The following is a 26,052-nucleotide window of genomic DNA, read 5'->3' as shown; positions in this document are numbered from 1 at the left end:
TAGTTCCTTACGCGCTTTCTGCCAGTTGTTCGAAGCCAAGTGCGACCGGGGTAATACGTTGTAATTCTTCAAAAGAGAGGCCATTGAAGATCTCGCGCACCACCGGGCCTTTTTCGGTGATATCAATCACCGCGAGGTCGGTATAAATACGGCTGACGCAGCCGATTCCGGTGAGCGGATAAGTGCAGGTTTCCACCAACTTGCACTCACCGTCGCGGGTTAAATGATCCATCATCACAAACACCTGGCGGGCGCCAATCGCAAGATCCATCGCCCCGCCGACAGCGGGAATGGCATCCGGCGCGCCGGTGCTCCAGTTTGCCAGGTCGCCCTGGGCTGACACCTGGTAGGCACCAAGAACACAGATATCGAGATGGCCACCGCGCATCATGGCAAACGAGTCGCCGTGGTGGAAAAAGCAGCCACCGGTCAGCAACGTGACGAACTCTTTCCCGGCGTTGATAAGCTCAGGATCTTCTTCGCCTTCCGCGGGTTTTGGCCCCATGCCTAGCAAACCGTTTTCACTGTGCAGGAAGATTTCTTTATCGGCCGGAAGGTAGTTGGCAATGCGTGTTGGTAATCCGATACCGAGGTTAACGTAAGCGCCTTCGGGGATATCGCGAGCCACACGCTGCGCCATTTCATCGCGGGTTAGTTTTTTCACATCAAGCTCCTTATGCGCTTTGTGCCAGGGCACTTTCGACCGCCACCAGGCGCTTGACGAAAATCCCAGGGGTGACGATGTTTTCCGGGTCCAGTGCGCCTAACGGAACAATTCGGCTCACCTCCGCGATAGTTTCGGTGGCGGCTGTCGCCATGATTGGCCCGAAGTTACGCGCCGCTTTGCGGTACACCAGATTTCCCCAACGGTCGCCTTCATACGCTTTGATCAAGGCAAAATCAGCTTTCAGCGGGTATTCGAGGACGTACTGACGCCCGTCAATTTCACGGGTTTCTTTACCTTGCGCGAGCGGCGTTCCAAAACCGGTTGGCGTAAATACGGCACCTAATCCAGAACCCGCCGCCTGAATACGCGCGGCCAGGTTGCCTTGCGGCACCAGTTCCAGCTCAACTTTTCCGCGACGATATAGGTCGTCAAAAATCTGTGAATCCACCTGGCGAGGGAATGAACAAATCATTTTGCGCACCCGCCCGGCTTTCAGAAGTGCAGCCAGGCCCACTTCACCGTTGCCCGCGTTGTTATTAATAATCGTCAGGTCAGTTGCGCCTTGAGCAATGAGCGCATCAATAAGATGGGTGGGCTGCCCGGCGGTGCCAAAACCACCAATCATGATGGTGGCGCCGTCGAAAATTCCGGCGACTGCCGCTTCCAGCGTCGCCACACTTTTGTTGATCATCACGGTTCTCCCTGAGGGTGCGTTATTCGCACAAGATTGCGTTTCTTGAACAAAATGTGACCCGCTTAACGAAGCTGGTCAAGGGCGATAATCGAAATATGGTGCGATTATCGAACATCATGTATCTTTGTTTTCAGACTGTGATCAACGGCGAAAATTTGAGGAGAACGAGATGGAAATTCAACGTGATGAGTTAACGGCGGAAGTCGATCCGTTTAAGGGCGACCCCAATTTTATGGCGTCACTGGCGCGTGGGCTTGAGGTTATCCAGGCGTTTACCCCGCAGCGCAGGCAGCTCTCTATTTCACAAATCAGCCAGAAAACGGGGATCCCCCGGGCAGCGGTGCGTCGCTGTTTGTATACCCTGAGCAAGCTCGGTTTTGTCTACGCGGATGATGGCAAAAACTACCAACTTCGCCCGCGAATTTTGTCCCTCGGTCATGCTTATCTGGCTTCTACTCCCCTGGCAAAATCGACGCAGCCGGTGCTCAAGCATTTGAGTGAAATGCTCAACGAATCCTGCTCGATTGCCACACTTGATGGCGACAATATTCTGTATATCGCCCGCGCTTCCAGCTCGCGCATCATGACGATTGATTTGGATATCGGCAGCCGATTGCCCGCATGGTCAACGTCGATGGGGCGCGTGTTGCTGAGTTATTTGCCGGAAGAACAGCTGAATGATTTCCTGGCTCGCATAACGATGATTCGCTACACGCCGCAGACGGTGGATTCGGTGAGCAAATTGCGTGAGGAGCTAAAGCGCGTGCGCCAGCAAGGCTACGCGCTCAATGACCAGGAACTGGAGATGGGATTACGTTCTATCGCCGTACCGTTGGTTAACCCGGAAGGTACGGTGGTTGCCGCGTTAAACGTCGGTGTTCATGCAGGCCAGGTTTCCGCGCAGGAGTTGCGCAGCCGCGTATTGCCGAAGTTGCAGGAAGCGGCGCAAGAGTTGTCGTTGTTGTTGAAGTCGTGATGTTGGGGGCAGTGTCGGATGGCGATACATCACTTAGCGGCTGCGTTTTGCGTGGCGTTCCCAGTTTTCGACTTTGGCCTGGTCGGATTTTTTAAGCGCCACATAGCATGCCCCGCTGCCGCCATGGTGCGGCATCGCGCTGCAAAACGCCTGAACTTCGTCAAACTCCGCCAGCCAACGCGCAACGTAACTGCGCACAATATTGGCGTGGGATTTATCTTCACGGCCTTTGCCATGAACGATCAGCAAATTACGCAGGCCGTCTTTTTTGGCTTCCTGAATATAGGCAAAAAGCAACTGACGGCACTGTTCAACCGGCTGGCGAATCAGGTTTAAACTCGCCTCCTGTTTGTATTTACCCAGTCGAAGTTTATCCAGCACGCCGTTTTGCAGCCCTTCTCGCTTGAATTCAAGCAAGGTGTTGAGTGGAATAATTTCCAGAAAACCGGTGGTCAGGAAGTTATCCAACTGAAGGGTGTCGGTTTTTTGCACGACCTTCTCTTTGACCGGTTTCAACCACTGGCTGCTGTTGCAATCTTTCAGCGGTTTCACGTCTTCCATCGCATCGAGAAACAGCGATTTTTCGTCAAGGTTCATGTGCAAATCCTCCAGGCTCGATTCTGAAGTCACTATAGCTGCCGATGTGCCGTGGCTCAATGCCGGATTAACGGCACTCGCGACGAAATTGATTGATAAGCGCCGTGGTTAACGGTGCCTGAGTCACATCACGTCGCTGAATCAAATAGTAGGTGGCTTGCGGCAACGTTTCAGTAATATTTATCTGTTTTAAACTGTGTGCCAGCAACGGGTCGTGGCCTAATTCGGCGGGCAGGATACTGAGGAAATCACTTTGCGCGATAAGGCTAATGCAGGCAGAAAACGTTTCACAGAAGACGCTGATATTGGGAATTTCTGAGCGCTTTTGAAACACTTCTTCCAGTTGTTTGTAATAGCTGCCGCGTGGCGTGGGCAGCGTCCAGTCATAGTGCAGCAGTTCTTTTAATGATGTCGCGCCAATCGCTGGATGGCCTTCGCGAGCAAATACCGCGAAGGGTTTTTCGAACAGCCGTTCAAAGGTAAATTCCTGGTCATACGGGCCTTGATAATAGGTGTTGATGGTGAAATCCAGCTCGCCCTGGCGCAGCGAGTTGATCATCGACACCAGTTGTCCTTCCATAATTCGTACTTTTACTTTCGGGTGTTTTTGATGAAACGCGGTGATAACCGGCGGCATCAGCGTGCGGGAAACACTCGCTCCCAGACCGATATTGATTTGCCCTGCCAGTTGCCCCTGACGCTGCAAAATATCTTCCTGCGCGGCGCGTAACTCTTCGAGAATTAATTGAGCATGCTGGTAAAAACTTTCCCCGCATTCGGTCAACGCCACGCCCTGGCTGCGCCGGATAAACAAACGTGCCGATAACCCTTCTTCTAATTCTTTTATCGCTTTTGTGAGCGCGGGTTGAGAAAGATTTAACGCCCGACTGGCTCCGCGAATGCTGCCATTTTGCGTCACAGCCACAAACGCACGAATCTGGTGGAGCTTAACCTGGAAGGTCACATTGCCTCCTGATAACCAATAGCTATCAGACGAAAGATTTTAGCATCTACTGTAATTGAAACTCTTGTGCCAGGGTAATCCCATGACGGCGAAAACTACCAAATTTCGCTGAGCGATAAGTAAAAACTATCACAGCGTGAAGTTGATCACAGAAGATGCTTATACGGGATGTTTTATGACGCAAATTGAACTGGCTGTACATGAACTGGCACCGCGCATGCAGCACTGGCGGCGCGATTTTCACCATTTCGCCGAGTCCGGCTGGCTGGAATTTCGCACCGCCACCCTCGTTGCCGAAACGCTGCATCAATTAGGTTATCAGCTGGCGTTAGGCCGGGATGTGGTGGATGGCGCAGCACGCATGGGGCTGCCATCGCCAGACGTGCTGGCACGCGAGGAACAACGTGCGCTGGAACAAGGCGCATTACCGCAATGGCTGACGCATTTTTCCGGCGGATTTACCGGGATTGTCGCCACGCTGGAAACCGGTCGCCCAGGCCCAACGTTCGCGTTTCGCGTGGACATGGACGCGCTGGATTTAGGTGAGATGTTGCAACCGGCACATCGCCCGTTTGCCGAAGGTTTTGCCTCGTGTAACGAAGGAATGATGCATGCCTGCGGCCACGACGGGCACACCGCCATTGGCCTCGGCCTTGCCAGCGTGTTGCAACAGTTTGCAGACCAGCTCAACGGCACAATCAAACTCATTTTCCAGCCCGCCGAAGAAGGGACTCGTGGCGCTCGCGCCATGGTTGCAGCGGGTGCGCTCGATAACATCGACTACTTTACAGCGATTCATATTGGCACTGGCGTCCCTTCCGGCACCGTGGTGTGCGGCAGCGATAACTTTATGGCGACCACTAAGTTTGATGTGCAGTTCACTGGCGTCGCCGCACACGCGGGCGGTAAGCCAGAAGAAGGTCGTAACGCCCTGCTCGCCGCCGCCCAAACCGCGCTGGCGTTGCACGGTATTGCTCCGCACAGCGCAGGTGCATCACGCGTCAATGTGGGCGTATTGCAGGCAGGTAGCGGGCGCAATGTGGTTCCGGCATCGGCTTTGTTGAAAGTTGAAACCCGTGGCGAAACCAATGTTATCAACGACTATGTGTTTGACCGGGCGCAGGAAATTATTCGCGGCACGGCGACGATGTATGGCATTGAAGCGCAAGTGAAGCTGATGGGCGCGGCAACCAGCAGCGTGCCATCGCCAGAATGGGTGGCGTTTATCCATCAACAGGCGCTTGAAGTCCACGGCGTAACGGAAGTGGTCGATACAGTGAAAGGGGCCGCCGGTTCAGAAGATGCGACGTTGATGATGGCTCGCGTGCAGGAACAAGGCGGTAAAGCGTCTTATATGGTATTCGGCACCGAATTGAGCGCCGGACATCATAACGAGAAGTTTGATTTTGATGAAAAAGTGATGGAAGTTGCCGTCAGCACTATGGCGCGCCTCGTTCTTAATTTTCCCTGGCAGCGAGGTGTGTAATGCGTTCAATTTATCAGTTTGTTGATGACGCTATTGAAGCGAAGCGTGGCGAGTTTACCGCCATTGCAGATGATATCTGGGATCATCCAGAAACCCGTTTTGAAGAGCACTGGTCTGCGGAACGTCTGGCTTGCGCGCTGGAGGCAGAAGGTTTTAGCGTCGAACGCAATGCAGGGAATATCGAAACCGCATTTGTGGCGAGTTTCGGTTCGGGCAAACCTGTTATCGCGCTGCTCGGTGAATACGATGCGCTCGCGGGATTAAGCCAGTGTTCTGGCGAAGCGTCACCCGAGCCGCTGGTTGAAGATGCTAACGGCCACGGCTGCGGCCACAATTTGCTGGGTACAGCGGCCTTTGCTGGCGCGGTAGCGGTGAAAAACTGGCTTGAACAATATGGCTCTGGCGGCACCGTGCGTTTCTATGGCTGCCCAGGCGAGGAAGGCGGTTCCGGCAAAACGTTTATGGTGCGCGAAGGCTTATTTGACGATGTTGACGCTGCCGTCACCTGGCACCCGGAAGCGTACGCCGGAATGTTTAGCACCAGTTCACTGGCCAATATTCAGGTGGCTTATCGCTTCCACGGAATTGCGGCACATGCCGCAAATTCACCACACCTTGGCCGCAGTGCGTTAGATGCCGTCACGCTGATGACCACCGGCAGCAACTTCCTCAACGAGCACATCATTGAAAAAGCCCGTGTGCATTACGCCATCACTAATACCGGCGGGATTTCGCCAAACGTGGTGCAGGCGCAAGCCGAGGTGCTGTATTTGATTCGCGCCCCGGAAATGGCGCAGGCACAGCATATTTTCGAGCGCATCAATAAAATTGCCGAAGGCGCAGCGCTGATGACGGAAACCACGGTGAATGTGCGCTTTGATAAAGCCTGTTCGAATTACCTGCCCAATCGCCACCTTGAAAGCGTGATGTATGAGGCGTTACAGGCGCTTGGTGTGCCGCAATGGAGCGAAGAAGAGCTCGCATTTGCTAAAAAAATCCGCGCCACGCTGACTGAAAACGACCTGCAAAATAGCTTAAATAATATTGCCAATACCTCCAATGAAGAGGGAAAAGCCTTTGCGCGTCGTCATCGTGAAACGTTGCTGATTAACGAAATTGCGCCATACGCCCCAAATGACAAAATCCTGCCTGGTTCAACGGATGTGGGTGATGTGAGCTGGAAAGTGCCGGTCGCACAATGTTTTAGCCCGTGCTTTACCGTGGGAACCCCGCTGCACACCTGGCAATTGGTGAGCCAGGGGCGCACCTCAATCGCGCATAAAGGAATGTTGCACGCAGGCAAAGTCATGGCGGCGACCGCGCTGCAATTATTTATCAGTCCACAGACGCTGGAAGCTTGCCAAAGTGAGTTGCACGCACAACTCGCCGAACGCCCGTACCAGTGCCCGATCCCAGCAGGTGTGACACCGTCACCTTTAAAATAATCTAATAAAAACACAACTTCATAACTGATCGAGGCCCGCCCATGAGTCTTTCATCCTTACCGACCCCTTCCGGCTCTGGCAAGCTGTACGGACTGGTAGAAAAAATTGGCAATAAAGTGCCCCATCCTTTTTTGCTGTTCGTGTATTTGATTGTTGTTTTGTCCGTGAGCACCGCCGTGCTTTCTGCGTTTAACGTCAGCGTTCGTAACCCTGCGGACGGCAGCCTGGTGCAGGTCAAAAACCTGTTGAGCGCCGAAGGGGTGCACTGGTTTTTGCCTAACGTGATTAAAAACTTCAGCGGATTCGCGCCATTAGGGGCCATTCTGGCGCTGGTTTTAGGTGCAGGTCTGGCCGAACGCGTTGGGTTGTTACCGAGTTTGATGGTGAAAATGGCCTCGCATGTGAGTGCGCGTTATGCCAGCTATATGGTGCTGTTTATCGCTTTCTTTAGCCATATATCGTCTGACGCGGCGTTGGTTATCATGCCGCCGATGGGCGCGTTGATTTTCCTCGCCGTGGGTCGCCATCCGGTAGCCGGTTTGCTGGCAGCGATTGCGGGTGTCGGCTGTGGTTTTACGGCGAATTTACTGATTGTGACGACCGATGTGTTGCTTTCGGGGATCAGTACCGAAGCGGCACACACCATCGACCCGCTGATGCACGTTAGCGTGATTGATAACTGGTACTTTATGGCGACGTCTGTGATTGTGCTGTCGATTGTTGGCGGGCTGATTACCGATAAAATCGTCGAGCCGCGTCTGGGTACCTGGCAAGGCGAAAACAAAGAAAAGCTGCAACAGCTTGATGATGTTCAGCGCTTTGGTTTGCGTGTTACCGGCATTGTGTCGCTGCTGTTTATTGCGGTTATCGCTTTGCTGCTGGTGCCAGAAAACGGCTTACTGCGTGACCCGGTAAAAGGCACGATTATTCCGTCGCCATTTATTAGCGGAATTGTGCCGCTGATTATTCTGTTCTTCTTCGTCATCTCCCTGGCCTATGGCATCGCCACGAAGAAAATACGCAAGCAGGCCGATTTGCCGCAACTGATGATTGAACCGATGAAGGAAATGGCCGGTTTTATCGTGATGGTGTTCCCGTTGGCGCAATTTGTGGCGATGTTCAACTGGAGCAATATGGGCAAGTTTATGGCCGTCGGACTTACCGATGTGCTGGAAGGCTCCGGGCTGAACGGTATCCCCGCGTTCCTCGGCCTGGCATTGCTTTCGTCATTCCTCTGTATGTTTATTGCCAGCGGCTCGGCCATCTGGTCGATTCTGGCACCGATTTTTGTGCCGATGTTTATGCTGCTGGGTTTCCACCCCGCTTTCGCGCAAATTCTGTTCCGTGTGGCAGATTCTTCCGTGATCCCCCTGGCACCGGTGTCACCGTTTATTCCCTTATTCTTAGGCTTCCTGCAACGCTATAAACCTGACGCTAAATTAGGGACCTATTACTCCTTAGTATTACCTTACCCCCTCATCTTTTTGGGTGTCTGGTTGCTGCTACTGGTGGCGTGGTATCTTGTTGGCTTGCCTATAGGGCCGGGAGTTTACCCGCATCTCTAATTAACCGGAGCGAAGAATGCTGACACTGCTGGAAGACAAGATCGTTACCCCATTAGGGCCGTTATGGATAATTTGCGATGAGCAGTACCATTTGCGGGCAGTGGAATGGGAAGAACATAGCGACAGAATGGTGCAGTTGTTGGGTCTTCATTACGGTGCTGGCGGCTATCAGCGCGTGGCTTGCGCAAATCCTGACGGGTTAAGTGACAAGCTACGCGATTATTTTGACGGTGATCTGGCCGTGATTGAAACGCTCCCTACCGCCACGGCGGGAACCCCCTTCCAGCGTGAAGTGTGGCAAACCTTGCGCTCTATCCCTTGCGGGCAGGTGATGCATTACGGGCAATTAGCGGACCAACTTGGCAGACCGGGTGCTGCACGTGCAGTCGGTGCCGCGAATGGTTCAAATCCGGTGAGCGTGGTGGTTCCATGCCACCGTGTTATTGGGCGCAACGGCACGATGACAGGCTATGCGGGTGGCGTAGGACGTAAAGAATGGTTATTGCGTCACGAAGGATATTTGCTGCTGTAGTTTCTACATTGCAGAATTTTATTCTTAATTCTTCGTGGAATAATACGCATTAATATACAGCTCCAGTAATTTCAATAGGATAGCTCTATAACCCTGGCGTTATTGTTTGTTAAATTCTGAATGGGCATTCATCATACTTACGTGCTCAAGAAAAAGATGTTAAAATTGACCAATATCAATAACGCCGAGCATATCTATGATCCCTGAAAAGCGAATTATTCGACGCATTCAGTCTGGCGGTTGTGCTATCCATTGCCAGGATTGCAGCATCAGCCAGTTATGCATCCCCTTCACGCTTAACGAGCATGAGCTTGATCAGCTTGATAATATTATTGAGCGTAAAAAGCCTATTCAGAAGGGACAGACCCTGTTTAAAGCAGGTGATGAGCTGAAGTCGCTGTACGCTATTCGTTCAGGGACCATTAAAAGCTATACCATTACTGAGCAAGGTGATGAGCAAATTACCGGTTTCCATTTAGCGGGTGATTTGGTGGGCTTTGATGCCATCGGTACCGGGATGCACCCAAGTTTCGCGCAAGCGCTCGAAACGTCCATGGTCTGCGAAATTCCATTCGAAACGCTTGATGATTTGTCCGGTAAAATGCCCAACCTGCGCCAGCAGATGATGCGTTTGATGAGCGGCGAAATTAAGGGCGATCAGGATATGATTCTGCTGCTTTCCAAAAAGAATGCAGAAGAGCGCTTGGCCGCATTTATCTATAATCTTTCACGTCGCTTTGCCCAGCGCGGTTTCTCGCCTCGCGAGTTCCGTCTGACCATGACGCGTGGCGATATCGGTAACTATCTGGGTCTGACTGTGGAGACCATCAGCCGTCTGCTCGGTCGTTTCCAGAAAAGCGGTATGTTAGCGGTGAAAGGTAAGTACATCACTATCGAGAATATTGATATTCTTTCTCAACTCGCGGGTCAATCGCGTAACGTTGCCTGATTTCTCTTTACCTGTGCCGGATCACTAAATTTTAGTCGTTTATTGATCCGGCAATGGCTTATCACCTGTTTCATTCATCACATATAGGTTAGTCTTAATAAACAGACTGTGGTTAAGCAGTTGTAAGGAGACCTGTATGGCAAAGTATCAAAACATGCTAGTCGCGATAGATCCTAATCAGGACGATCAACCCGCCCTGCGGCGTGCTGTTTATTTGCATCAACGGATTGGTGGCAGGATCAAAGCTTTTCTGCCCATCTATGATTTTTCCTACGAAATGACCACCCTTCTGTCGCCAGATGAACGCACCGCTATGCGCAAAGGTGTGATTAGCCAACGTGCGGCCTGGATTAAAGAACAAGCCCAGTATTACATCGACTCGGGCGTACCGATTGAAATTAAAGTGGTTTGGCATAACCGTCCGTTCGAGGCGATTATTCAGGAAGTGATCGGCAGCGATCACGACTTAGTGCTCAAAATGACGCACCAACATGACAAACTTGAAGCGGTTATTTTCACTCCAACCGACTGGCATCTGCTGCGTAAATGCCCATGCCCTGTGTGGATGGTTAATGAAAAACCGTGGCCTGAAGGCGGTCGAGCTATTGTTGCCGTTAACCTGGCAAGTGAAGAGCAGTACCATAACGCTCTGAATGAAAAACTGGTTAAAGAGACTATTCGCCTGGCCGACGATGTTAACCACACCGAAGTTCACCTGGTCGGCGCCTACCCTGTCACCCCGATTAATATCGCCATCGAACTTCCTGATTTTGACCCAAGCGTTTATAACGATGCGATTCGCGGCCAACACCTGGTTGCGATGAAAGCGTTACGTCAAAAATTTGGTATCGATGAAAAAATGACTCACGTTGAAAAAGGATTACCTGAAGAGGTTATTCCCGATCTCGCCGAGCATTTGCAGGCCGGTATTGTGGTACTTGGTACGGTGGGCCGTACTGGCCTATCCGCCGCGTTCCTCGGTAACACTGCCGAACAAGTTATCGACCATCTGCGCTGCGATTTGTTGGTCATCAAGCCTGATGAATATCAAACACCAGTAGAACTGGATGACGACGAAGACGATTGATTTGTCGTCCATGTAGTAAAGAAAAGCCCGTTCAAATTCATGAACGGGCTTTTTTTTGGGTGGAGTGCTGAACCTAATGCCAGATTTCCATGAGTGGCGGGAAAAACTCCCGCCACTGTCCTCTGAAATTTAGTGCTTACGGCCTGATGCAGGCTAATGATGCCGCCACTTCCATGCCTCCTTTTCGATAGTGGAATTCACACAGTGAATCCCTCAACAGAAAAATAATCATGAGAATTGTCAAACAGATAACTATTACGCTGAACAACCTGTTCTTTGACGACATCTTCGCCTCCTGCGTTGCAAACACAAAATGAAGAGGCTACTATCATGGTGTCTAGCATGAGAGGGCCTCGGGTTGGTTTAACTAACTCGGGGCTTTTTTCTGTCTGCTTTTCACCATTGGGATCGAAGCCTACAGCTTCAGCACCCGGCTATACTTTACTCTTCGCCCTGTCTCTCGCATACATTATTTTTCTATAGATTCAGTGGGTTAAATGTAATATTGCATTCACGTCATTGATGTTCAGACGTAAAAAAACCGCCCCGAGAAGCGGTTTTGGAAACGGCTCGCAATCTTAGCGAACAACTACAGCGCTTTAAGAATCGCTTCCACACTCGCCTTGGCATCGCCAAACAGCATCTGAGTGTTCTCTTTAAAGAACAGCGGATTCTGCACACCTGCGTAACCGGTGTTCATAGAACGCTTGAACACAATAACGTTCTGCGCTTTCCACACTTCCAGCACTGGCATACCCGCGATTGGGCTGCGAGGATCTTCGAGCGCTGCCGGGTTTACGGTGTCATTCGCACCGATAACCAGAACGGTATCAGTATCAGCGAAGTCATCGTTGATTTCGTCCATTTCCAGAACGACATCATAAGGCACACGCGCTTCTGCCAGCAAAACGTTCATGTGGCCTGGCAAACGCCCTGCAACCGGGTGAATACCAAAACGAACCTTGATGCCACGCGCACGAAGTTTTTCGGTAATTTCAGCTACCGGATATTGTGCCTGCGCCACCGCCATACCATACCCCGGAGTGATGATCACCGAGGTCGAGTTTTTCAGCATATCCGCAGTGTCTTCCGCCGTGATTTCACGATGTTCGCCTGCTTCTTCGTCGTCACCCGTAGAGGAACCGTCGGTACCGAAGCCACCAGCGATCACGCTGATAAAGGAGCGGTTCATCGCTTTACACATGATGTAAGACAGGATTGCACCAGAAGAACCCACCAACGCACCGGTGACGATCAGCAGGTCGTTGCTGAGCATAAAGCCCGCCGCTGCCGCTGCCCAACCGGAGTAGGAGTTCAGCATGGAAACGACAACCGGCATGTCTGCGCCGCCAATCGATGCCACCAGGTGCCAGCCGATAACCAGCGCGATGATAGTCATCACCAACAACGCCAGAACCTGCAAGCCAACGCTTTCGGTACGCACGAAGATGATCAGCATCGCGAAGGAAACCACGATTGCCGCCAGATTCAGTTTATGGCGGTTTGGCAACATCAACGGCTTAGATGAGATTTTACCGCGCAGTTTGCCAAATGCCACGATGGAACCTGTGAAGGTCACCGCACCGATGAAGATACCGAGGAACACTTCCGTTAAATGGATGTTTTCCATCACCGGCTCAAGACCCGGCGCATGATCCAGATAGCTGTTGAAGCCTACCAGAACCGCCGCCAGACCCACGAAGCTGTGCAGAATTGCCACCAGCTCCGGCATTTCGGTCATTTCAACTTTCTTCGCAAGGTGAATACCGATGGCACCACCAATTACCATTGCGACAATAATCCAGACAACATTGCCGGTTTCAGGCCCGAAAATGGTCGCGACTAACGCGATAGCCATACCCGCCATGCCGAACAAGTTACCTTGTTTAGATGTTTCGTGTTTTGACAGCCCTGCCAGGCTGAAAATAAACAGAATTGCGGCAACAATGTATGCTGCTGTAACTAATCCACCAGACATGTGTTACCCCTTAGTTCTTCCGGAACATTTTCAGCATGCGCTGAGTGACGGTGAAACCACCAAAAATATTGATACTGGCAATCAGCACCGCAATAAAGCTCAGGAAGCTAACCCAGCCACCGTGGCCAATTTGTAATAACGCGCCAACCACAATGATCCCTGAAATGGCGTTAGTGACCGACATCAGCGGCGTGTGCAGAGCATGAGAAACGTTCCACACCACGTAGTAACCCACCACGCATGACAACGCGAATACGGTGAAGTGGCCGAGGAATTCTTTTGGAGCCACATCTGCAAGCCAGCCAAAAAGAATAATTGCCAGCGCCATAAACGCGTATTTACGCCATGGAGAGGCAGGCTTTTTCTCTTCTACCGGTGCAGCCACTTTCTTGGCAGCAGCCTGTGGTTGAGCAGACACCTGGATTGGCGGAGCCGGCCAGGTGACTTCGCCATCACGAATGACGGTCACGCCACGCACGACAACATCTTCAAAATCAACCACGGTATTGCCGTCTTTCTCTTTGCAGAGCAATTTGAGCAAGTTAACCAGGTTTGTACCGTAAAGCTGGGAAGATTGCGTTGGCAGGCGGCCTGGCAAGTCGGTGTAACCGATGACTTTCACGCCGTTTGGCGTAACAGTCACCTGGTCGGCAACGGTATATTCACAGTTACCGCCGTTTTGCGCGGCCAAATCGACAATCACACTGCCCGCTTGCATGGAATCCACCATTTCGCGGGTGATAAGTTTTGGCGCAGGCTTGCCGGGGATCAGCGCCGTGGTGACGATGATATCGACTTCTTTTGCTTGTGCTGCGAACAGTTCCATTTCGGCTTTAATGAAGGCTTCGGACATAACTTTGGCATAACCATCACCGCTGCCTGCTTCTTCTTTAAAGTCCAGTTCAAGGAACTCAGCGCCCATACTTTGCACTTGTTCTTTCACTTCCGGACGCGTGTCGAACGCACGCACAATCGCACCAAGGCTGTTCGCCGCACCGATTGCCGCAAGCCCTGCAACACCAGCACCGATAACCATCACTTTTGCCGGCGGTACTTTACCCGCAGCGGTAATTTGCCCGGTAAAGAAACGACCAAATTCATGAGCAGCTTCAACAATTGCGCGATAACCCGCAATGTTTGCCATTGAGCTAAGAGCATCGAGAGACTGAGCACGAGAAATACGCGGCACGGAGTCCATCGCCATCACGGTGACATTTTTGGCAGCCAGTTTTTTGAGTAATTCTGGATTCTGGGCTGGCCAGATAAAACTCACCAGCGTCGAGCCCGCACGCAGCAGTTCGATTTCGCTATCCTGCGGAGCGTTCACTTTCAAAATAATGTCAGATTGCCAGACGTCAGCAGTATCTGAAATGGTTGCCCCAACGTGGACAAACGCCTCGTCATCGAAGCTAGCCAGTTTGCCCGCTCCGCTTTCGACTGCGACGCTGAAACCCAGCTTCAGCAATTGCTCCACTGTTTTTGGCGTGGCGGCCACTCGGGATTCACCCGCCCACCGCTCTTTTGGTACCCCAATACGCATAGTATTCCCTTCCATCTGTTTTTTTGTTGATGGTTTGTCAGACATCGTCCTGGCAATCGGCGTGGCCAAGTCCAAAACAATGAAAAAATACATCTGTAAAACTTTTTATAACCTACTGAAAATAACGCCTGTGATCCAGATCAGGATCTCAGTATTTGTATCATTATCGTAAAAGTTTAGCGCTAAGCACTTCAGACAGCTATTTCTGACTGATTTTCATCTGTGAGACCTGATAATCCGCTTAAGCGAAGCCGCAATTCACGATTCTGCTCCGGTGCAAATTGCATATTTAACATTGTATTAACTAATTAAGTTGTAAGCTTTACCGCTTTTACTGGTCAAAGCGTTCTTTTATTAACATATAAATTTTAGTTATGAAAAATATCTGCAACCAACCGTTGCAACCCTAAAAATGCCGCAGACAGTTGCAGTGTTCAATGCCATAATCGGCGGCTAGCAAGTAACCCACAGAGAATGCGGTATTTGTATTCATTTTGCGCAAGGCGAAGGATTATTTTTATGAAGCTCAAGAACACCCTTCTGGCGTCAGCACTGATTTCCCTGACTACGCTGTCCGCTCAGGCAGCAACGGAACTGACTCCTGATCAAGCTGCTGCTCTTAAACCATTTGATCGCATTACCATCACTGGCCGTTTTAACTCGATTGGCGAAGCGGTAAATGCCGTGTCCAAACGTGCAGATAAAATTGGCGCAGCTTCTTTCTATGTTCAGGACACCAACGATACTGGCAGCAGCGGTAACTGGCGTGTGGTTGCAGATGTCTATCACGCTGATGCACCTAAGGCTGAAGAAAACACCAATCGCGTGATCAACGGCGTGACTGAGCTACCGAAAGATCAAGCTTATGCTCTTGAGCCGTTCGATACCGTGACAGTCCAGGGTTTTTATCGCAGTCAGCCCGATGTTAACGCAGCAATCACTCGCGCAGCTAAAGAGAAAGGTGCAGATTCGTTCTACATCGTGCGCCAGATTGACGCAAACTCAGGCGGCAACCAGCGCATTACGGCTTTCATCTATAAAAAAGACGCTAAGAAACGTGTTTTGCAAAGCCCTGATGCGATCCCTGCGAACTCAGAGGCAGGTAAAGCCGCGCTGGCAGCCGGAGGCGCTGCGGCAGCCGCAGTTGAAATCCCAGGCGTTGCAACAACCAGTACCCCAACTTCGGACGTAGGTCGTTTCTTTGAAACACAAACCACTAAAGGCGGACGTTACACCGTAACGCTTCCTGATGGCACCAAAATCGAAGAAGTGAATAAAATCACCGCGGCGCAAATGGTTCCATTCGATAGTGTGAAGTTCACTGGCCATTACGGTAGCAGCACTGAAGTGTCTTACCAGGTGGCGAAACGTGCCGCTAAGAAAGGTGCTAAGTTCTACCACATCACCCGTCAATGGGAAGAGCGTGGCGGCAACCTGACTGTCAGCGCTGATTTGTACAAATAAGTTTTCATATAATCCTAAAAAGGGTGGCTTTGCCGCCCTTTTTTTATTCCGCCGAGCATTTTATGGCTCATGTCATTGCAAGCAGCTCTTACACTCCGTAAAATCCCGCGCCTTAGTGTTACCCACCATTTTTATGCACAAAAGCATAATAATTATTCTGGGTTTTTAATTTGAATTTTACGGGACTGCTATGGAAAAGAAGCTTGGCCTCGCTGCGTTAACGGCATTGGTATTGAGTTCCATGCTCGGCGCGGGTGTATTTAGCCTGCCGCAAAATATGGCGAGCGTGGCAAGTCCCGCAGCATTGTTGATTGGCTGGGCGATTACCGGTGCGGGCATTCTGTTGTTGGCCCTGGCAATGCTGGTGTTAACCCGCCTGCGCCCCGACCTTGACGGCGGCATTTTTACTTATGCACGCGAAGGTTTTGGTGAGCTAATCGGTTTCTTCTCGGCATGGGGCTACTGGCTTTGTGCCGTTATCGCTAACGTTTCGTACCTGGTGATTGTTTTCTCTGCACTCAGTTTCTTCACCGATACGCCTGAACTGCGCCTGTTTGGCGACGGAAATACCTGGCAGTCGATTGTGGGTGCATCGGTATTGCTATGGATGGTGCACTTTTTGGTGCTTCGCGGCGTGCAAACCGCAGCCAGCATTAACCTGGTCGCCACTCTCGCTAAGCTGCTGCCGTTAGGTTTGTTTGTCGTTCTGGCCGCCATGGCTTTCAAACTTTCGACTTTTAGCCTCGATTTCAGCGGCATCGCGCTGGGTGTTCCGGTTTGGGAGCAGGTCAAAAACACCATGCTGATTACCCTTTGGGTCTTCATCGGTGTGGAAGGTGCCGTGGTCGTTTCAGCTCGCGCCCGGAATAAAAATGATGTCGGTCGCGCCACCCTTCTGGCGGTCATTGCCGCGTTAGGGGTTTACCTGCTGGTGACATTGCTTTCGTTGGGCGTGCTTGCCCGCCCTGAACTTGCCGGAATGCGCAATCCTTCCATGGCCGGTTTGATGGTCGAAATGATGGGGCCGTGGGGTGAGATAATTATCGCCGCTGGGCTGATTGTCTCAGTATGTGGAGCCTATCTGAGTTGGACGATTATGGCCGCCGAAGTGCCCTTTCTTGCCGCCACGCATAAAGCCTTCCCGAAAATTTTTGCGCGTCAGAATGAAAACAATGCGCCTTCGGCTTCTCTTTGGCTCACCAATATTAGTATCCAGATTTGCCTGGTGCTGATTTGGCTGACGGGTTCGGATTACAACACGCTGCTGACGATTGCCTCAGAAATGATACTGGTGCCCTATTTCCTGGTCGGTGCATTTTTGCTGAAAGTTTCGACCCGCCCATTGCATAAAGCGATTGGATTAGGTGCATGTATTTATGGCTTATGGCTGCTTTATGCGTCAGGCCCAATGCATTTACTTCTTTCGGTGGTACTGTATGCGCCGGGCTTGTTAGTCTTTATGTATACACGCAGCACGCATAAGCATGACATCAAACTGAATTTAAAGGAAAAATCAGTCATTTTCCTGATGCTGGTGGCAGCGTTCCCTGCAACGTGGATGTTGGTGAAATAAGTACATTAAGGAGTCGTCGATGGAGATTAAAACATCAGCTCGTCCCATTCTGATTACCGGTGCCGGTAAACGGATTGGCCTCGCGTTAGCACGACACTTTTTAGCCCAGCAACAGCCTGTGATTATCAGCTACCGCACGCGGTATCCGGCGGTCGCTGAACTGGAACAGGCTGGTGCAATTTGTTTGTTCGGTGACTTTTCTACCAATGACGGCATCAAACAATTTGCCGCTGAGGTAAAGCAACATTGCGACGGGCTGCGCGCCATTGTACATAATGCCAGCGCCTGGCTTGCGGAATCACCAGACTTTTCCCCTGCGGAAACCCTGGCCGCCATGCTGCAAATTCACGTCAACGCGCCTTATTTGCTGAATCAATATCTTGAGCCGTTATTGCGCGGCCATGGCCAGGCGGGTTCGGACATTATTCATTTCACCGATTATGTCGTGGAACGTGGAAGTGATAAGCATATTGCTTATGCGGCCAGTAAAGCGGCGCTGGATAATATGACGCGCTCTTTTGCCCGTAAGCTGGCACCCGAGGTAAAAGTGAATGCCATCGCGCCTGCGATGATCATGTTTAACGAACATGACGATGCCGAATACCGCAAGGCAGCGTTGAATAAGTCGCTCATGAAAATCGCCCCGGGCGAGCAGGAAATCATTGGGCTGGTAGAATACCTGTTGAATAGCGAGTATGTGACTGGCCGAACGCATGCGGTAGATGGCGGTCGCCCATTGCGTTAAATCTGTTTACCCATGATTTATGGTGTAAAAACATTTAGCAGTGTATGTTTCCCTTTTGATCTGAAGTGCCGGGCTATGAATAAAATCGTATACGTAGAAGACGATCCAGAAGTAGGAGCGTTGATTGCCGCTTATCTCGGCAAACATGACATTGATGTGATTGTTGAAAGCCGTGGCGACCGCGCCGAAGAGACGATTCAACAACAACGCCCTGACCTTGTGTTGCTCGATGTCATGTTACCCGGCAAAGATGGCATGACGTTGTGCCGCGATCTGCGTCCGCAATGGGATGGCCCGATTGTTCTTCTCACCTCTTTGGACAGCGATATGAACCATATTTTATCGCTGGAGATGGGGGCTAACGATTATATTCTTAAAACCACTCCGCCTGCTGTTTTGCTGGCGCGCTTACGTCTGCATTTGCGCCAACGCGTTTCAGCGCAACATACCGTTGAAAGCAATCCTGGCGCACTCAAACCCCACAAAGCCATGCGTTTTGGGACGCTATGTATTGACCCGGTGAATCGTCAGGTCACGCTCGGTGCTGAAAACATTACCCTTTCCACTGCGGATTTTGACTTGTTGTGGGAATTAGCCACTCATGCGGGGCAAATTATGGACCGCGACGCGTTACTTAAAAACCTGCGTGGCGTGACATATGATGGTCTGGATCGCAGCGTCGATGTCGCCATTTCGCGCCTGAGAAAAAAACTCTACGACAGCGCCACCGAACCCTTCCGTATCAAAACTGTGCGTAACAAAGGTTATCTTTTCGCACCCCACGCCTGGGAAAGTGAAGCCTGATGAAAAAGCTGTTTATTCAGTTTTATCTTCTGCTGTTCGTCTGCTTCCTGGTAATGACCATGCTGGTTGGCCTGGTCTATAAATTTACCGCCGAACGCGCGGGTCGCCAGTCACTCGATGATTTAATGAAAAGCTCGCTGTATTTGATGCGCAGCGAATTACGCGAGATCCCGCCACGGGACTGGAACCGCACAATTAAAGATCTCGACCTGAATTTGTCCTTTAAGCTTAATATTGAACCGATTGATAAATTCAAACTCGACGAAATGACCATGCACCATCTGCGTGCCGGGGAAATCGTCGCCCTCGACGATGAATACACTTTTATTCAGCGCATTCCCCGCAGCCATTATGTTCTGGCAGTCGGGCCGATACCGTATCTGTTTTTCCTGCATCAAATGCGGTTGCTGGATGTTGCGCTGATGGCGTTTATTGCGTTCTCTCTGGCCTTCCCGGTGTTTATCTGGATGCGTCCGCACTGGAAGGACATGCTTAAACTGGAAACCGCCGCGCAAAGATTAGGTACAGGCCATCTTGATGAACGCATCCATTTCGACAGTGCTTCAAGTTTTGAACGTTTAGGCGTTGCGTTTAACCAGATGGCTGACAGCATCAACGCGCAAATCGCCAGTAAGAAGCTGCTGATTGACGGTATTGCCCACGAGCTTCGTACACCTCTGGTGCGTTTACGTTACCGCCTTGAGATGAGCGACAACCTGACCGAAGCCGAACTGCTGGCGCTCAATCGTGACATTGGTCAGCTGGAAGCATTAATTGAAGAGTTACTCACCTACGCCCGACTGGATCGTCCGCAAACCGAGCTGCAACTGGCGCACGTGAATGTTCCGCGTTGGCTTGATGAACACATCGCCGATGTCAGAATTATTCATCCGCATCTCGATATTCAGCTTGATACGCCCGCCTCTGGCAATTTTGGCCTGATTGATCTGCGCCTGATGGAACGCGTCACCGATAACCTGATCAATAACGCCCTGCGCTATAGCAAAAAACGGCTTCGCGTGAGCCTGTGGCTGGATGCTGATACCGCGATTTTGCAGGTGGAAGATGACGGCCCCGGCATTCCAGCTGAGGAACGGGAACGGGTATTTGAGCCATTTGTGCGTCTGGACCCAAGTCGTGACCGTGCCACGGGTGGTTGTGGGCTGGGCCTGGCGATTGTTCATTCTGTTGCGACAGCGATGGAAGGCTCCGTGGTCGTCGATAGCGGTTCGCTGGGGGGCGCTCGCTTCCGCTTTAGCTGGCCGATAAAAACTGAATCCCCTTTGCCACTGGCATCCATCACACCTCGCCGCTAGAAAACACATTCTCACCTGCCTGACCAAAAACGGCGCAGGTGGTTAGGTTCGTCTCCCTGTGTTATAAATCTTTAGTATGTTGTAACTAATGGAGGGTGAAATGGCAAAGTATGATTTGATTGATCGATTGAACGGTACTTTTCGCGAGCTTGAACACGACCTGCACCAGTTGCAGGAACAGCTTGATAGTTATCGTTTATTGGTTGGCCGCGTCTTTCAGTTACCCGCTGTTGATAAAGGTAAAGAGCACGATTCGGTGACTAAAATTGAGGTGGCGCAACTGCTCGGTAAAGCGGCGCATCAGGCAACCCTCACCCATTTCACTCGTTTATTTATTCAGCAACAGTCGGAAAAAACCAGCAGCAAAGCAGCGACTCGCCTGCCGGGAGCTCTTTGTTATCAGGTAGACGAAACAGAACGCAGCGAGACTCAGAGGCTGGTTGGGCGGATTAATCAATTAAAACAAGAGCTGGAAAACATTATCAGCGTGGAGTCGGGATTGCCCAGCGTGCAACGCTTTGAATGGGTTCACCGCCAGCTTCCAGGGCTGATTACGCTCAACGCTTATCGCACGATTACGTTACTCGACAACCCTGACACGCTGAATTTTGGCTGGGCGAATAAACAAATCATCAAGAATTACACCCGCCGAGAAGTTATCGACATTCTGGAAAAGAGCCTGAAGGCGAATCGTTCGGTGCCCCCATACACCCGCGAACAATGGGCAGAGCAAATCACCCGCGAGCTAAATTCAATCACCCGTCTTTCGGATAACGTGCGCCTGAAGATTAAGCGCCCGGTGAAAGTACAGCCCGTCGCACGCGCCTGGTATCAGGAGCGCAAAAAGCAGGTGCAGCACGCATGTCCATCGCCTTTAATCGTGTTGTGTAACCGGGATAATGGCGAAGTGCCACCAGAGATGGGGGAATTGCTGAATTACGATGCGGATAATATTCGCCATCGTTATAAGCCGGATGCACAGCCGCTACAGCTGGTGATCCCGCGTCTGCATTTGTATTGCGAGACATAAACGCAGACGCGGTGAAACTTACTGCTTCATACTGCCGACCATTTCTTCAGGGCGTACCCACGCATCAAACTCATCCTCGGTGAGATAACCGAGTTTGAGTGCCGAGGCTTTCAATGTCAGCCCTTCTTTGTGGGCTTTCTTGGCAATTTCGGCGGCTCTATCGTAACCAATATGCGTATTGAGTGCCGTCACCAGCATCAGCGACTCATTAAGCAATTGTGTGATGCGGTCACGGTTCGGCTCGATACCCACCGCACAATGCTCATTGAAACTTTCCATTCCGTCAGCCAATAAACGCACCGATTGCAGGAAGTTATGAATCACCATCGGGCGATAGACGTTAAGCTCAAAATTGCCCGATGCGCCGCCCATATTGACCGCCACATCGTTGCCCATCACCTGGCAGCACAGCATGGTCATGGCTTCGCACTGCGTCGGATTGACCTTACCTGGCATAATCGAACTCCCCGGCTCGTTCTCAGGAATGGCAATTTCGCCAATCCCGCAGCGTGGCCCGGAAGATAGCCAACGCACATCGTTGGCAATTTTCATCAGTGACGCGGCCAGCCCTTTTAATGCACCGTGAGAGTGAACCAGGGCATCGCACGTCGCCAGCGCTTCAAATTTATTGGGGGCCGTCACAAACGACTGGCCAGTAATTTCAGCCAGCTCTTTTGCTACACGTACAGCGTATTCCGGGTGCGTATTCAGCCCTGTCCCCACCGCCGTACCACCCAAGGCGAGTTCGGCAACGTGCGGCAAACTGTTTTCAACATGTTTGAGGCTCTGTTCAAGCATCGCGACCCAGCCTGAAATCTCCTGCCCGAGGGTCAACGGCGTGGCATCTTGCAAGTGGGTGCGGCCAATTTTTACGATGTCTTTGAAAGCCTCTGCTTTACCCTGCAACGTCTCTTTCAGCACGTTTAATTGCGGGATCAGTTGTTCACGCACCGCAATCACCGCCGCAACGTGCATCGCCGTTGGAAAGACGTCGTTCGAACTTTGGCTCTTATTCACGTCGTCATTCGGGTGGACTTTACGTTCCATGCCGCGCACCCCGCCGAGGATTTCACTCGCCCGGTTTGCCAGCACTTCGTTCATGTTCATATTGCTCTGGGTACCGGAACCGGTCTGCCAGATTGCCAGCGGGAATTCATCCGGATGTTTACCGGCCAGAACTTCGTCTGCCGCATCCATAATCGCCTTGCCGCTACCGGAAACCAGCAAACCCAGATCCATATTCACCTTCGCCGCTGCGCGTTTGGTGAGCGCCAGCGCGTGAATCAGCGCGGTGGGCATTTTCTCCGTGGAAATGCGGAAGTGCTCAAGGGAGCGCTGAGTTTGCGCGCCCCACAGTTTATCTGCCGGGACGTCAATTGGGCCCATTGAGTCTTTTTCACTACGAACGGCTACCATTTCATTCTCCTTAGATTTGAGCATCCCCAAAGAATTTGGGGTAAAAAAAACCGCCCTTATGGGCGGCTTGAGTGTCTTACTTCACGCATCGCGTACATTGGGAGGCGTGTATTTTCTGGAAGAAGTCGTTGCCCTTGTCATCGACCAGAATAAAGGCTGGGAAACCTTCGACTTCGATTTTCCAGATGGCTTCCATTCCCAACTCTGCGTATTCGACACAATCCAGGCTCTTGATACTTTGTTGCGCCAGTACAGCCGCCGGGCCGCCGATACTGCCAAGATAGAACCCGCCATGTTTATGACAGGCGTCGGTCACTTGCTGGCTTCGGTTGCCTTTTGCCAGCATCACCATGCTTCCGCCGTTTGACTGGAGTAAATCCACGTAGGAATCCATACGTCCGGCGGTGGTCGGCCCTAAAGAACCCGATGCATAACCCTCTGGCGTTTTAGCCGGGCCTGCGTAATAAACCGGGTGATCTTTAATGTATTGCGGCAAACCTTCGCCGTTGTCGATACGCTCTTTGAGTTTAGCGTGGGCAATATCACGCGCCACAATAATTGTCCCGCTCAGGGAAAGTCGAGTGGAAACCGGGTATTGCGACAACTGTTTGAGGATCTCACTCATCGGGCGGTTGAGATCGACTTTGATCGCCTCACCCTCACCCGCCTGGCGTAATTCCTGCGGAATAAATTTGCCAGGATTGTGCTCAAGTTTCTCGATCCAGATACCGTCGCGGTTGATCTTGGCTTTGATATTCCGGTCCGCAGAGCACGATACGCCCATGCCTACCGGGCAAGACGCGCCGTGGCGTGGCAGGCGCACAACACGAATATCGTGAGCAAAATATTTACCGCCAAACTGCGCACCCAGACCGAGGTTTTGCGCTTCTTTCAGCAACTCTTCTTCCAGTTGAACGTCACGGAACGCCTGGCCATGCTCGTTACCTTCTGTTGGCAGGCCGTCGTAATATTTAGTCGACGCGAGTTTCACGGTTTTTAGCGTTGCTTCGGCAGAGGTTCCACCAATTACAAACGCCACATGATACGGCGGGCAAGCAGCCGTACCGAGGCTACGCATTTTCTCCACCAGGTATTCTTTCAGACGGCCCGGACTCAGCAGCGCCTTCGTTTCCTGGTAGAGATAAGTTTTGTTCGCTGAACCGCCACCTTTGGCGATGCAGAGGAATTTGTATTCAGCGCCATCTACGCTGTAGAGGTCGATTTGCGCAGGCAAGTTAGTGCCTGTATTCACCTCTTTGTACATATCCAGCGCCGCGTTTTGCGAGTAGCGCAGATTATCTTCAATAAAGGTGTTGTAAACGCCACGAGACAACGCTTCCTCATCACCACCCCCGGTCCAGACGCGTTGGCCTTTTTTACCCATGATGATGGCTGTGCCGGTATCCTGGCAGGTTGGCAAAATGCCCTTTGCAGCGATTTCGGAGTTACGCAGGAACTGGAGCGCGACATACTTATCGTTTTCGCTGGCTTCGGGATCATTGAGGATATCAGCCACCTGCTGCTGATGCGCCGGGCGCAGCATAAACGAGGCATCGTGGAAGGCGTGTTGGGTGAGTAACGTGAGGGCTTTAGGGTCAACTTTCAGGACTTCCTGCCCTTCAAACTCTGATACGGAAACATAATCGCTGCTGAGCAGGTAGTATTCGGTTTCGTCTTTTTTTAACGGGAATGGTTCTTGATAATGAAAGTCTTTATTCGGCATTGTTCTCTCACTTACTACGTTAATTATTATCTTTTATACCCTTTATATTTCAAGCCGGAGCCAACCCCGCTGTGGCTTGAAAGATAACGGGCCTAACATGCTACACAATTTTTTAACAAAAACTGAGACTAAACCGACTTTTTAATCCCCTGGTTACTTCACTGCGGATAATTGGTTTAATAGCAGTAACTTTGTTTAGATTACTATAGGGCTTACTGATGCAAAAACTCATTAACTCAGTGCAAAACTATGCCTGGGGAAGTAAAACTGCGTTAACAGAACTTTATGGTGTGGAAAATCCTGAAAATCTGCCAATGGCAGAACTATGGATGGGCGCACATCCAAAAAGCAGCTCAAAAATTCTTAACAACGGCCAGGTGCAATCGCTACGTGATGTGATTGACGCTGATAAGCCGACACTTTTAGGCAAGGCCGTTGCAGAGCGTTTTGGTGAGTTACCTTTTCTCTTCAAAGTGCTGTGTGCCGATCAACCGCTTTCCATTCAGGTTCATCCTAACAAAAAGGCATCTGAATTAGGCTTTGCCAAAGAAAATGCCGCGGGTATTCCACTGGATGCCGCCGAGCGCAATTATAAAGATCCAAACCATAAGCCAGAGCTGGTGTTTGCGCTAACGCCCTTCCTCGCTATGAACGCATTCCGCGAGTTCTCCGATATCGTCTCTCTGTTACAGCCAGTTTCCGGCGCGCACCCGGCGATTGCTCATTTCTTGCAAGAGCCGAATGCTGAATACCTGTCGCAGCTTTTTGCCAGCCTGTTGAACATGAAAGGTGAAGAGAAATCACTCGCACTCGGCGTGTTGAAAGCCGCACTGAATAATCAGCAAGGCGAACCGTGGGAAACCATTCGCGTCATTTCCGAGTTCTACCCGGACGACAGCGGTTTGTTCTCGCCATTGTTGCTCAATGTGGTGAAATTACAGCCAGGTGAAGCGATGTTCCTGTTCGCTGAAACCCCACATGCCTATCTCAAAGGCGTCGCTCTCGAAGTCATGGCGAATTCCGATAACGTCCTTCGTGCGGGATTAACGCCAAAATATATCGACATTCCAGAGCTGGTCGCCAACGTTAAATTCGAACCAAAACCAGCCGCTGAGTTACTGACTCAGCCTGAGAAACATGCGGGCGAACTCGACTTCCCTATTCCGGTTGATGACTTTGCTTTCTCTTTACACGACCTGAGTACGCAGCAGACAAATCTTGCGCAGCCGAGCGCCGCTATTGTGTTCTGTACTGAAGGTGAAGCGGTGTTGAGCAAAGATGGGCAGCAACTGGTGCTTAAACCTGGCGAATCGGCCTTTATTTCTGCACAGGAATCTCCGGTTTCAATCAGTGGTGTGGGTCGTGTCGCGCGGGTTTATTCCAAAATCTGAGTTATAAGCAACTTACTGATCTTTTGAAGCAAGATTGCTAAGCTTTAGGATGAGTTTCTTAAATGCCTCTACCCAAGCATCTACACGATGCCGCGTAAAAGGTATTTCTT

General features: G+C 51.2%; 23 protein-coding genes. 14 read left to right on the top strand and 9 right to left on the bottom strand.

The window, feature by feature from the left end; genetic code table 11:
- Positions 1-7: 7 nt before the first annotated feature.
- The gene (locus AC0IWZ_RS08880; protein WP_471677561.1) at positions 8-664 is read right to left on the bottom strand and encodes a 3-oxoacid CoA-transferase subunit B; all 657 of its coding nucleotides are present in this window, start codon (positions 662-664) and stop codon (positions 8-10) included.
- Positions 665-674: 10 nt separating this feature from the next.
- Positions 675-1,358: a 3-oxoacid CoA-transferase subunit A gene (locus AC0IWZ_RS08875; RefSeq protein ID WP_034495072.1), complete on the bottom strand. Its 684-nt coding sequence runs from the start codon at positions 1,356-1,358 to the stop codon at positions 675-677.
- A 172-nt stretch (positions 1,359-1,530) separates the two neighbouring features.
- Here AC0IWZ_RS08875 and AC0IWZ_RS08870 point away from each other — a divergent pair, with 172 nt between their 5' ends.
- Entirely contained in the window at positions 1,531-2,337 is an 807-nt protein-coding gene (locus tag AC0IWZ_RS08870; RefSeq protein WP_471680492.1) for an IclR family transcriptional regulator domain-containing protein, read from the top strand.
- Between the two features lie 33 nt (positions 2,338-2,370).
- Here AC0IWZ_RS08870 and smrA read toward each other — a convergent pair whose 3' ends face one another.
- Together smrA and AC0IWZ_RS08860 are read right to left on the bottom strand one after the other, a co-directional pair.
- On the bottom strand, positions 2,371-2,934 hold the full coding sequence (gene smrA, locus AC0IWZ_RS08865) for a DNA endonuclease SmrA (protein WP_471677563.1): 564 nt from the start codon (positions 2,932-2,934) through the stop codon (positions 2,371-2,373).
- Positions 2,935-3,001: 67 nt separating this feature from the next.
- A complete protein-coding gene (locus AC0IWZ_RS08860; RefSeq protein ID WP_034495067.1) occupies positions 3,002-3,898 on the bottom strand; it encodes a LysR family transcriptional regulator in 897 nt (298 codons plus the stop codon).
- A gap of 175 nt (positions 3,899-4,073) precedes the next feature.
- Here AC0IWZ_RS08860 and AC0IWZ_RS08855 point away from each other — a divergent pair, with 175 nt between their 5' ends.
- The 6 genes from AC0IWZ_RS08855 (at position 4,074) to uspE (ending at position 10,962) form a co-directional block, all read left to right on the top strand.
- A complete protein-coding gene (locus AC0IWZ_RS08855; protein ID WP_471677564.1) occupies positions 4,074-5,384 on the top strand; it encodes a M20 family metallo-hydrolase in 1,311 nt (436 codons plus the stop codon).
- Entirely contained in the window at positions 5,384-6,829 is a 1,446-nt protein-coding gene (locus AC0IWZ_RS08850; protein WP_471677565.1) for a M20 family metallopeptidase, read from the top strand. Before AC0IWZ_RS08855 ends, AC0IWZ_RS08850 begins: the two co-directional genes overlap by 1 nt.
- A gap of 41 nt (positions 6,830-6,870) precedes the next feature.
- Positions 6,871-8,394, top strand: coding sequence for a p-aminobenzoyl-glutamate transporter (gene abgT, locus AC0IWZ_RS08845; protein ID WP_034495062.1), 1,524 nt, complete (start codon positions 6,871-6,873; stop codon positions 8,392-8,394).
- Positions 8,395-8,410: 16 nt separating this feature from the next.
- On the top strand, positions 8,411-8,926 hold the full coding sequence (gene ogt / locus AC0IWZ_RS08840; protein WP_034495060.1) for a methylated-DNA--[protein]-cysteine S-methyltransferase: 516 nt from the start codon (positions 8,411-8,413) through the stop codon (positions 8,924-8,926).
- Between the two features lie 196 nt (positions 8,927-9,122).
- Positions 9,123-9,875 carry a fumarate/nitrate reduction transcriptional regulator Fnr gene (gene fnr / locus AC0IWZ_RS08835; protein WP_034495059.1) on the top strand — a complete coding sequence of 251 codons (753 nt, stop codon included), beginning with the start codon at positions 9,123-9,125 and terminating at the stop codon, positions 9,873-9,875.
- 136 nt (positions 9,876-10,011) lie between these two features.
- Complete coding sequence (uspE, locus tag AC0IWZ_RS08830; RefSeq protein WP_115628918.1) at positions 10,012-10,962, top strand: universal stress protein UspE; 951 nt, start codon at positions 10,012-10,014, stop codon at positions 10,960-10,962.
- Positions 10,963-11,098: 136 nt separating this feature from the next.
- On the opposite strand, the gene AC0IWZ_RS08825 is transcribed toward uspE, so the two are convergent.
- From AC0IWZ_RS08825 to pntA, 3 genes are all read right to left on the bottom strand, one after another.
- Complete coding sequence (locus AC0IWZ_RS08825) at positions 11,099-11,248, bottom strand: Hok/Gef family protein (protein WP_072011160.1); 150 nt, start codon at positions 11,246-11,248, stop codon at positions 11,099-11,101.
- 303 nt (positions 11,249-11,551) lie between these two features.
- Complete coding sequence (pntB, locus tag AC0IWZ_RS08820) at positions 11,552-12,940, bottom strand: Re/Si-specific NAD(P)(+) transhydrogenase subunit beta (RefSeq protein WP_034495055.1); 1,389 nt, start codon at positions 12,938-12,940, stop codon at positions 11,552-11,554.
- 10 nt (positions 12,941-12,950) lie between these two features.
- Complete coding sequence (gene pntA, locus AC0IWZ_RS08815) at positions 12,951-14,480, bottom strand: Re/Si-specific NAD(P)(+) transhydrogenase subunit alpha (protein ID WP_471677566.1); 1,530 nt, start codon at positions 14,478-14,480, stop codon at positions 12,951-12,953.
- Positions 14,481-14,999: 519 nt separating this feature from the next.
- Here pntA and ydgH point away from each other — a divergent pair.
- From ydgH to tus, 6 genes are all read left to right on the top strand, one after another.
- Positions 15,000-15,944 carry a DUF1471 family protein YdgH gene (ydgH, locus tag AC0IWZ_RS08810; protein ID WP_172894434.1) on the top strand — a complete coding sequence of 315 codons (945 nt, stop codon included), beginning with the start codon at positions 15,000-15,002 and terminating at the stop codon, positions 15,942-15,944.
- 190 nt (positions 15,945-16,134) lie between these two features.
- A complete protein-coding gene (locus AC0IWZ_RS08805; protein ID WP_034495053.1) occupies positions 16,135-17,517 on the top strand; it encodes an amino acid permease in 1,383 nt (460 codons plus the stop codon).
- Positions 17,518-17,536: 19 nt separating this feature from the next.
- Positions 17,537-18,262, top strand: coding sequence for a dihydromonapterin reductase (folM, locus tag AC0IWZ_RS08800; RefSeq protein ID WP_471677567.1), 726 nt, complete (start codon positions 17,537-17,539; stop codon positions 18,260-18,262).
- A gap of 75 nt (positions 18,263-18,337) precedes the next feature.
- Positions 18,338-19,066 (top strand): two-component system response regulator RstA, encoded by a 729-nt coding sequence (gene rstA / locus AC0IWZ_RS08795; RefSeq protein WP_034495050.1) that lies wholly within the window; start codon positions 18,338-18,340, stop codon positions 19,064-19,066.
- Positions 19,066-20,382 carry a two-component system sensor histidine kinase RstB gene (gene rstB / locus AC0IWZ_RS08790; RefSeq protein ID WP_471677568.1) on the top strand — a complete coding sequence of 439 codons (1,317 nt, stop codon included), beginning with the start codon at positions 19,066-19,068 and terminating at the stop codon, positions 20,380-20,382. Before rstA ends, rstB begins: the two co-directional genes overlap by 1 nt.
- A gap of 100 nt (positions 20,383-20,482) precedes the next feature.
- On the top strand, positions 20,483-21,412 hold the full coding sequence (gene tus / locus AC0IWZ_RS08785; RefSeq protein ID WP_471677569.1) for a DNA replication terminus site-binding protein: 930 nt from the start codon (positions 20,483-20,485) through the stop codon (positions 21,410-21,412).
- An 18-nt stretch (positions 21,413-21,430) separates the two neighbouring features.
- Here the strand turns inward: tus and fumC are convergent, their stop codons facing one another.
- Complete coding sequence (fumC, locus tag AC0IWZ_RS08780) at positions 21,431-22,828, bottom strand: class II fumarate hydratase (RefSeq protein ID WP_471677570.1); 1,398 nt, start codon at positions 22,826-22,828, stop codon at positions 21,431-21,433.
- A gap of 76 nt (positions 22,829-22,904) precedes the next feature.
- On the bottom strand, positions 22,905-24,551 hold the full coding sequence (gene fumA, locus AC0IWZ_RS08775) for a class I fumarate hydratase FumA (RefSeq protein WP_471677571.1): 1,647 nt from the start codon (positions 24,549-24,551) through the stop codon (positions 22,905-22,907).
- 218 nt (positions 24,552-24,769) lie between these two features.
- On the opposite strand from fumA, the gene manA reads away from it, so the two are divergent.
- Positions 24,770-25,942, top strand: coding sequence for a mannose-6-phosphate isomerase (manA, locus tag AC0IWZ_RS08770; protein WP_471677572.1), 1,173 nt, complete (start codon positions 24,770-24,772; stop codon positions 25,940-25,942).
- Positions 25,943-26,052 lie beyond the last annotated feature (110 nt).

Source organism: Buttiauxella sp. AC142 (assembly GCF_979253435.1).
The sequence above is the reverse complement of the archived record's forward strand: the minus strand, read 5'-3'. Positions and strand labels throughout refer to the sequence as shown.

Coding starts and splice junctions, on each gene's coding strand:
- AC0IWZ_RS08875 (WP_034495072.1), bottom strand. CDS start 1,358: ATGATCAACAAAAGTGTGGCGACGCTGGAAGCGGCAGTCGCCGGAATT.
- AC0IWZ_RS08870 (WP_471680492.1), top strand. CDS start 1,531: ATGGAAATTCAACGTGATGAGTTAACGGCGGAAGTCGATCCGTTTAAG.
- smrA (WP_471677563.1), bottom strand. CDS start 2,934: ATGAACCTTGACGAAAAATCGCTGTTTCTCGATGCGATGGAAGACGTG.
- AC0IWZ_RS08855 (WP_471677564.1), top strand. CDS start 4,074: ATGACGCAAATTGAACTGGCTGTACATGAACTGGCACCGCGCATGCAG.
- AC0IWZ_RS08850 (WP_471677565.1), top strand. CDS start 5,384: ATGCGTTCAATTTATCAGTTTGTTGATGACGCTATTGAAGCGAAGCGT.
- abgT (WP_034495062.1), top strand. CDS start 6,871: ATGAGTCTTTCATCCTTACCGACCCCTTCCGGCTCTGGCAAGCTGTAC.
- ogt (WP_034495060.1), top strand. CDS start 8,411: ATGCTGACACTGCTGGAAGACAAGATCGTTACCCCATTAGGGCCGTTA.
- fnr (WP_034495059.1), top strand. CDS start 9,123: ATGATCCCTGAAAAGCGAATTATTCGACGCATTCAGTCTGGCGGTTGT.
- uspE (WP_115628918.1), top strand. CDS start 10,012: ATGGCAAAGTATCAAAACATGCTAGTCGCGATAGATCCTAATCAGGAC.
- AC0IWZ_RS08825 (WP_072011160.1), bottom strand. CDS start 11,248: ATGTCGTCAAAGAACAGGTTGTTCAGCGTAATAGTTATCTGTTTGACA.
- pntB (WP_034495055.1), bottom strand. CDS start 12,940: ATGTCTGGTGGATTAGTTACAGCAGCATACATTGTTGCCGCAATTCTG.
- pntA (WP_471677566.1), bottom strand. CDS start 14,480: ATGCGTATTGGGGTACCAAAAGAGCGGTGGGCGGGTGAATCCCGAGTG.
- ydgH (WP_172894434.1), top strand. CDS start 15,000: ATGAAGCTCAAGAACACCCTTCTGGCGTCAGCACTGATTTCCCTGACT.
- AC0IWZ_RS08805 (WP_034495053.1), top strand. CDS start 16,135: ATGGAAAAGAAGCTTGGCCTCGCTGCGTTAACGGCATTGGTATTGAGT.
- folM (WP_471677567.1), top strand. CDS start 17,537: ATGGAGATTAAAACATCAGCTCGTCCCATTCTGATTACCGGTGCCGGT.
- rstA (WP_034495050.1), top strand. CDS start 18,338: ATGAATAAAATCGTATACGTAGAAGACGATCCAGAAGTAGGAGCGTTG.
- rstB (WP_471677568.1), top strand. CDS start 19,066: ATGAAAAAGCTGTTTATTCAGTTTTATCTTCTGCTGTTCGTCTGCTTC.
- tus (WP_471677569.1), top strand. CDS start 20,483: ATGGCAAAGTATGATTTGATTGATCGATTGAACGGTACTTTTCGCGAG.
- fumC (WP_471677570.1), bottom strand. CDS start 22,828: ATGGTAGCCGTTCGTAGTGAAAAAGACTCAATGGGCCCAATTGACGTC.
- fumA (WP_471677571.1), bottom strand. CDS start 24,551: ATGCCGAATAAAGACTTTCATTATCAAGAACCATTCCCGTTAAAAAAA.
- manA (WP_471677572.1), top strand. CDS start 24,770: ATGCAAAAACTCATTAACTCAGTGCAAAACTATGCCTGGGGAAGTAAA.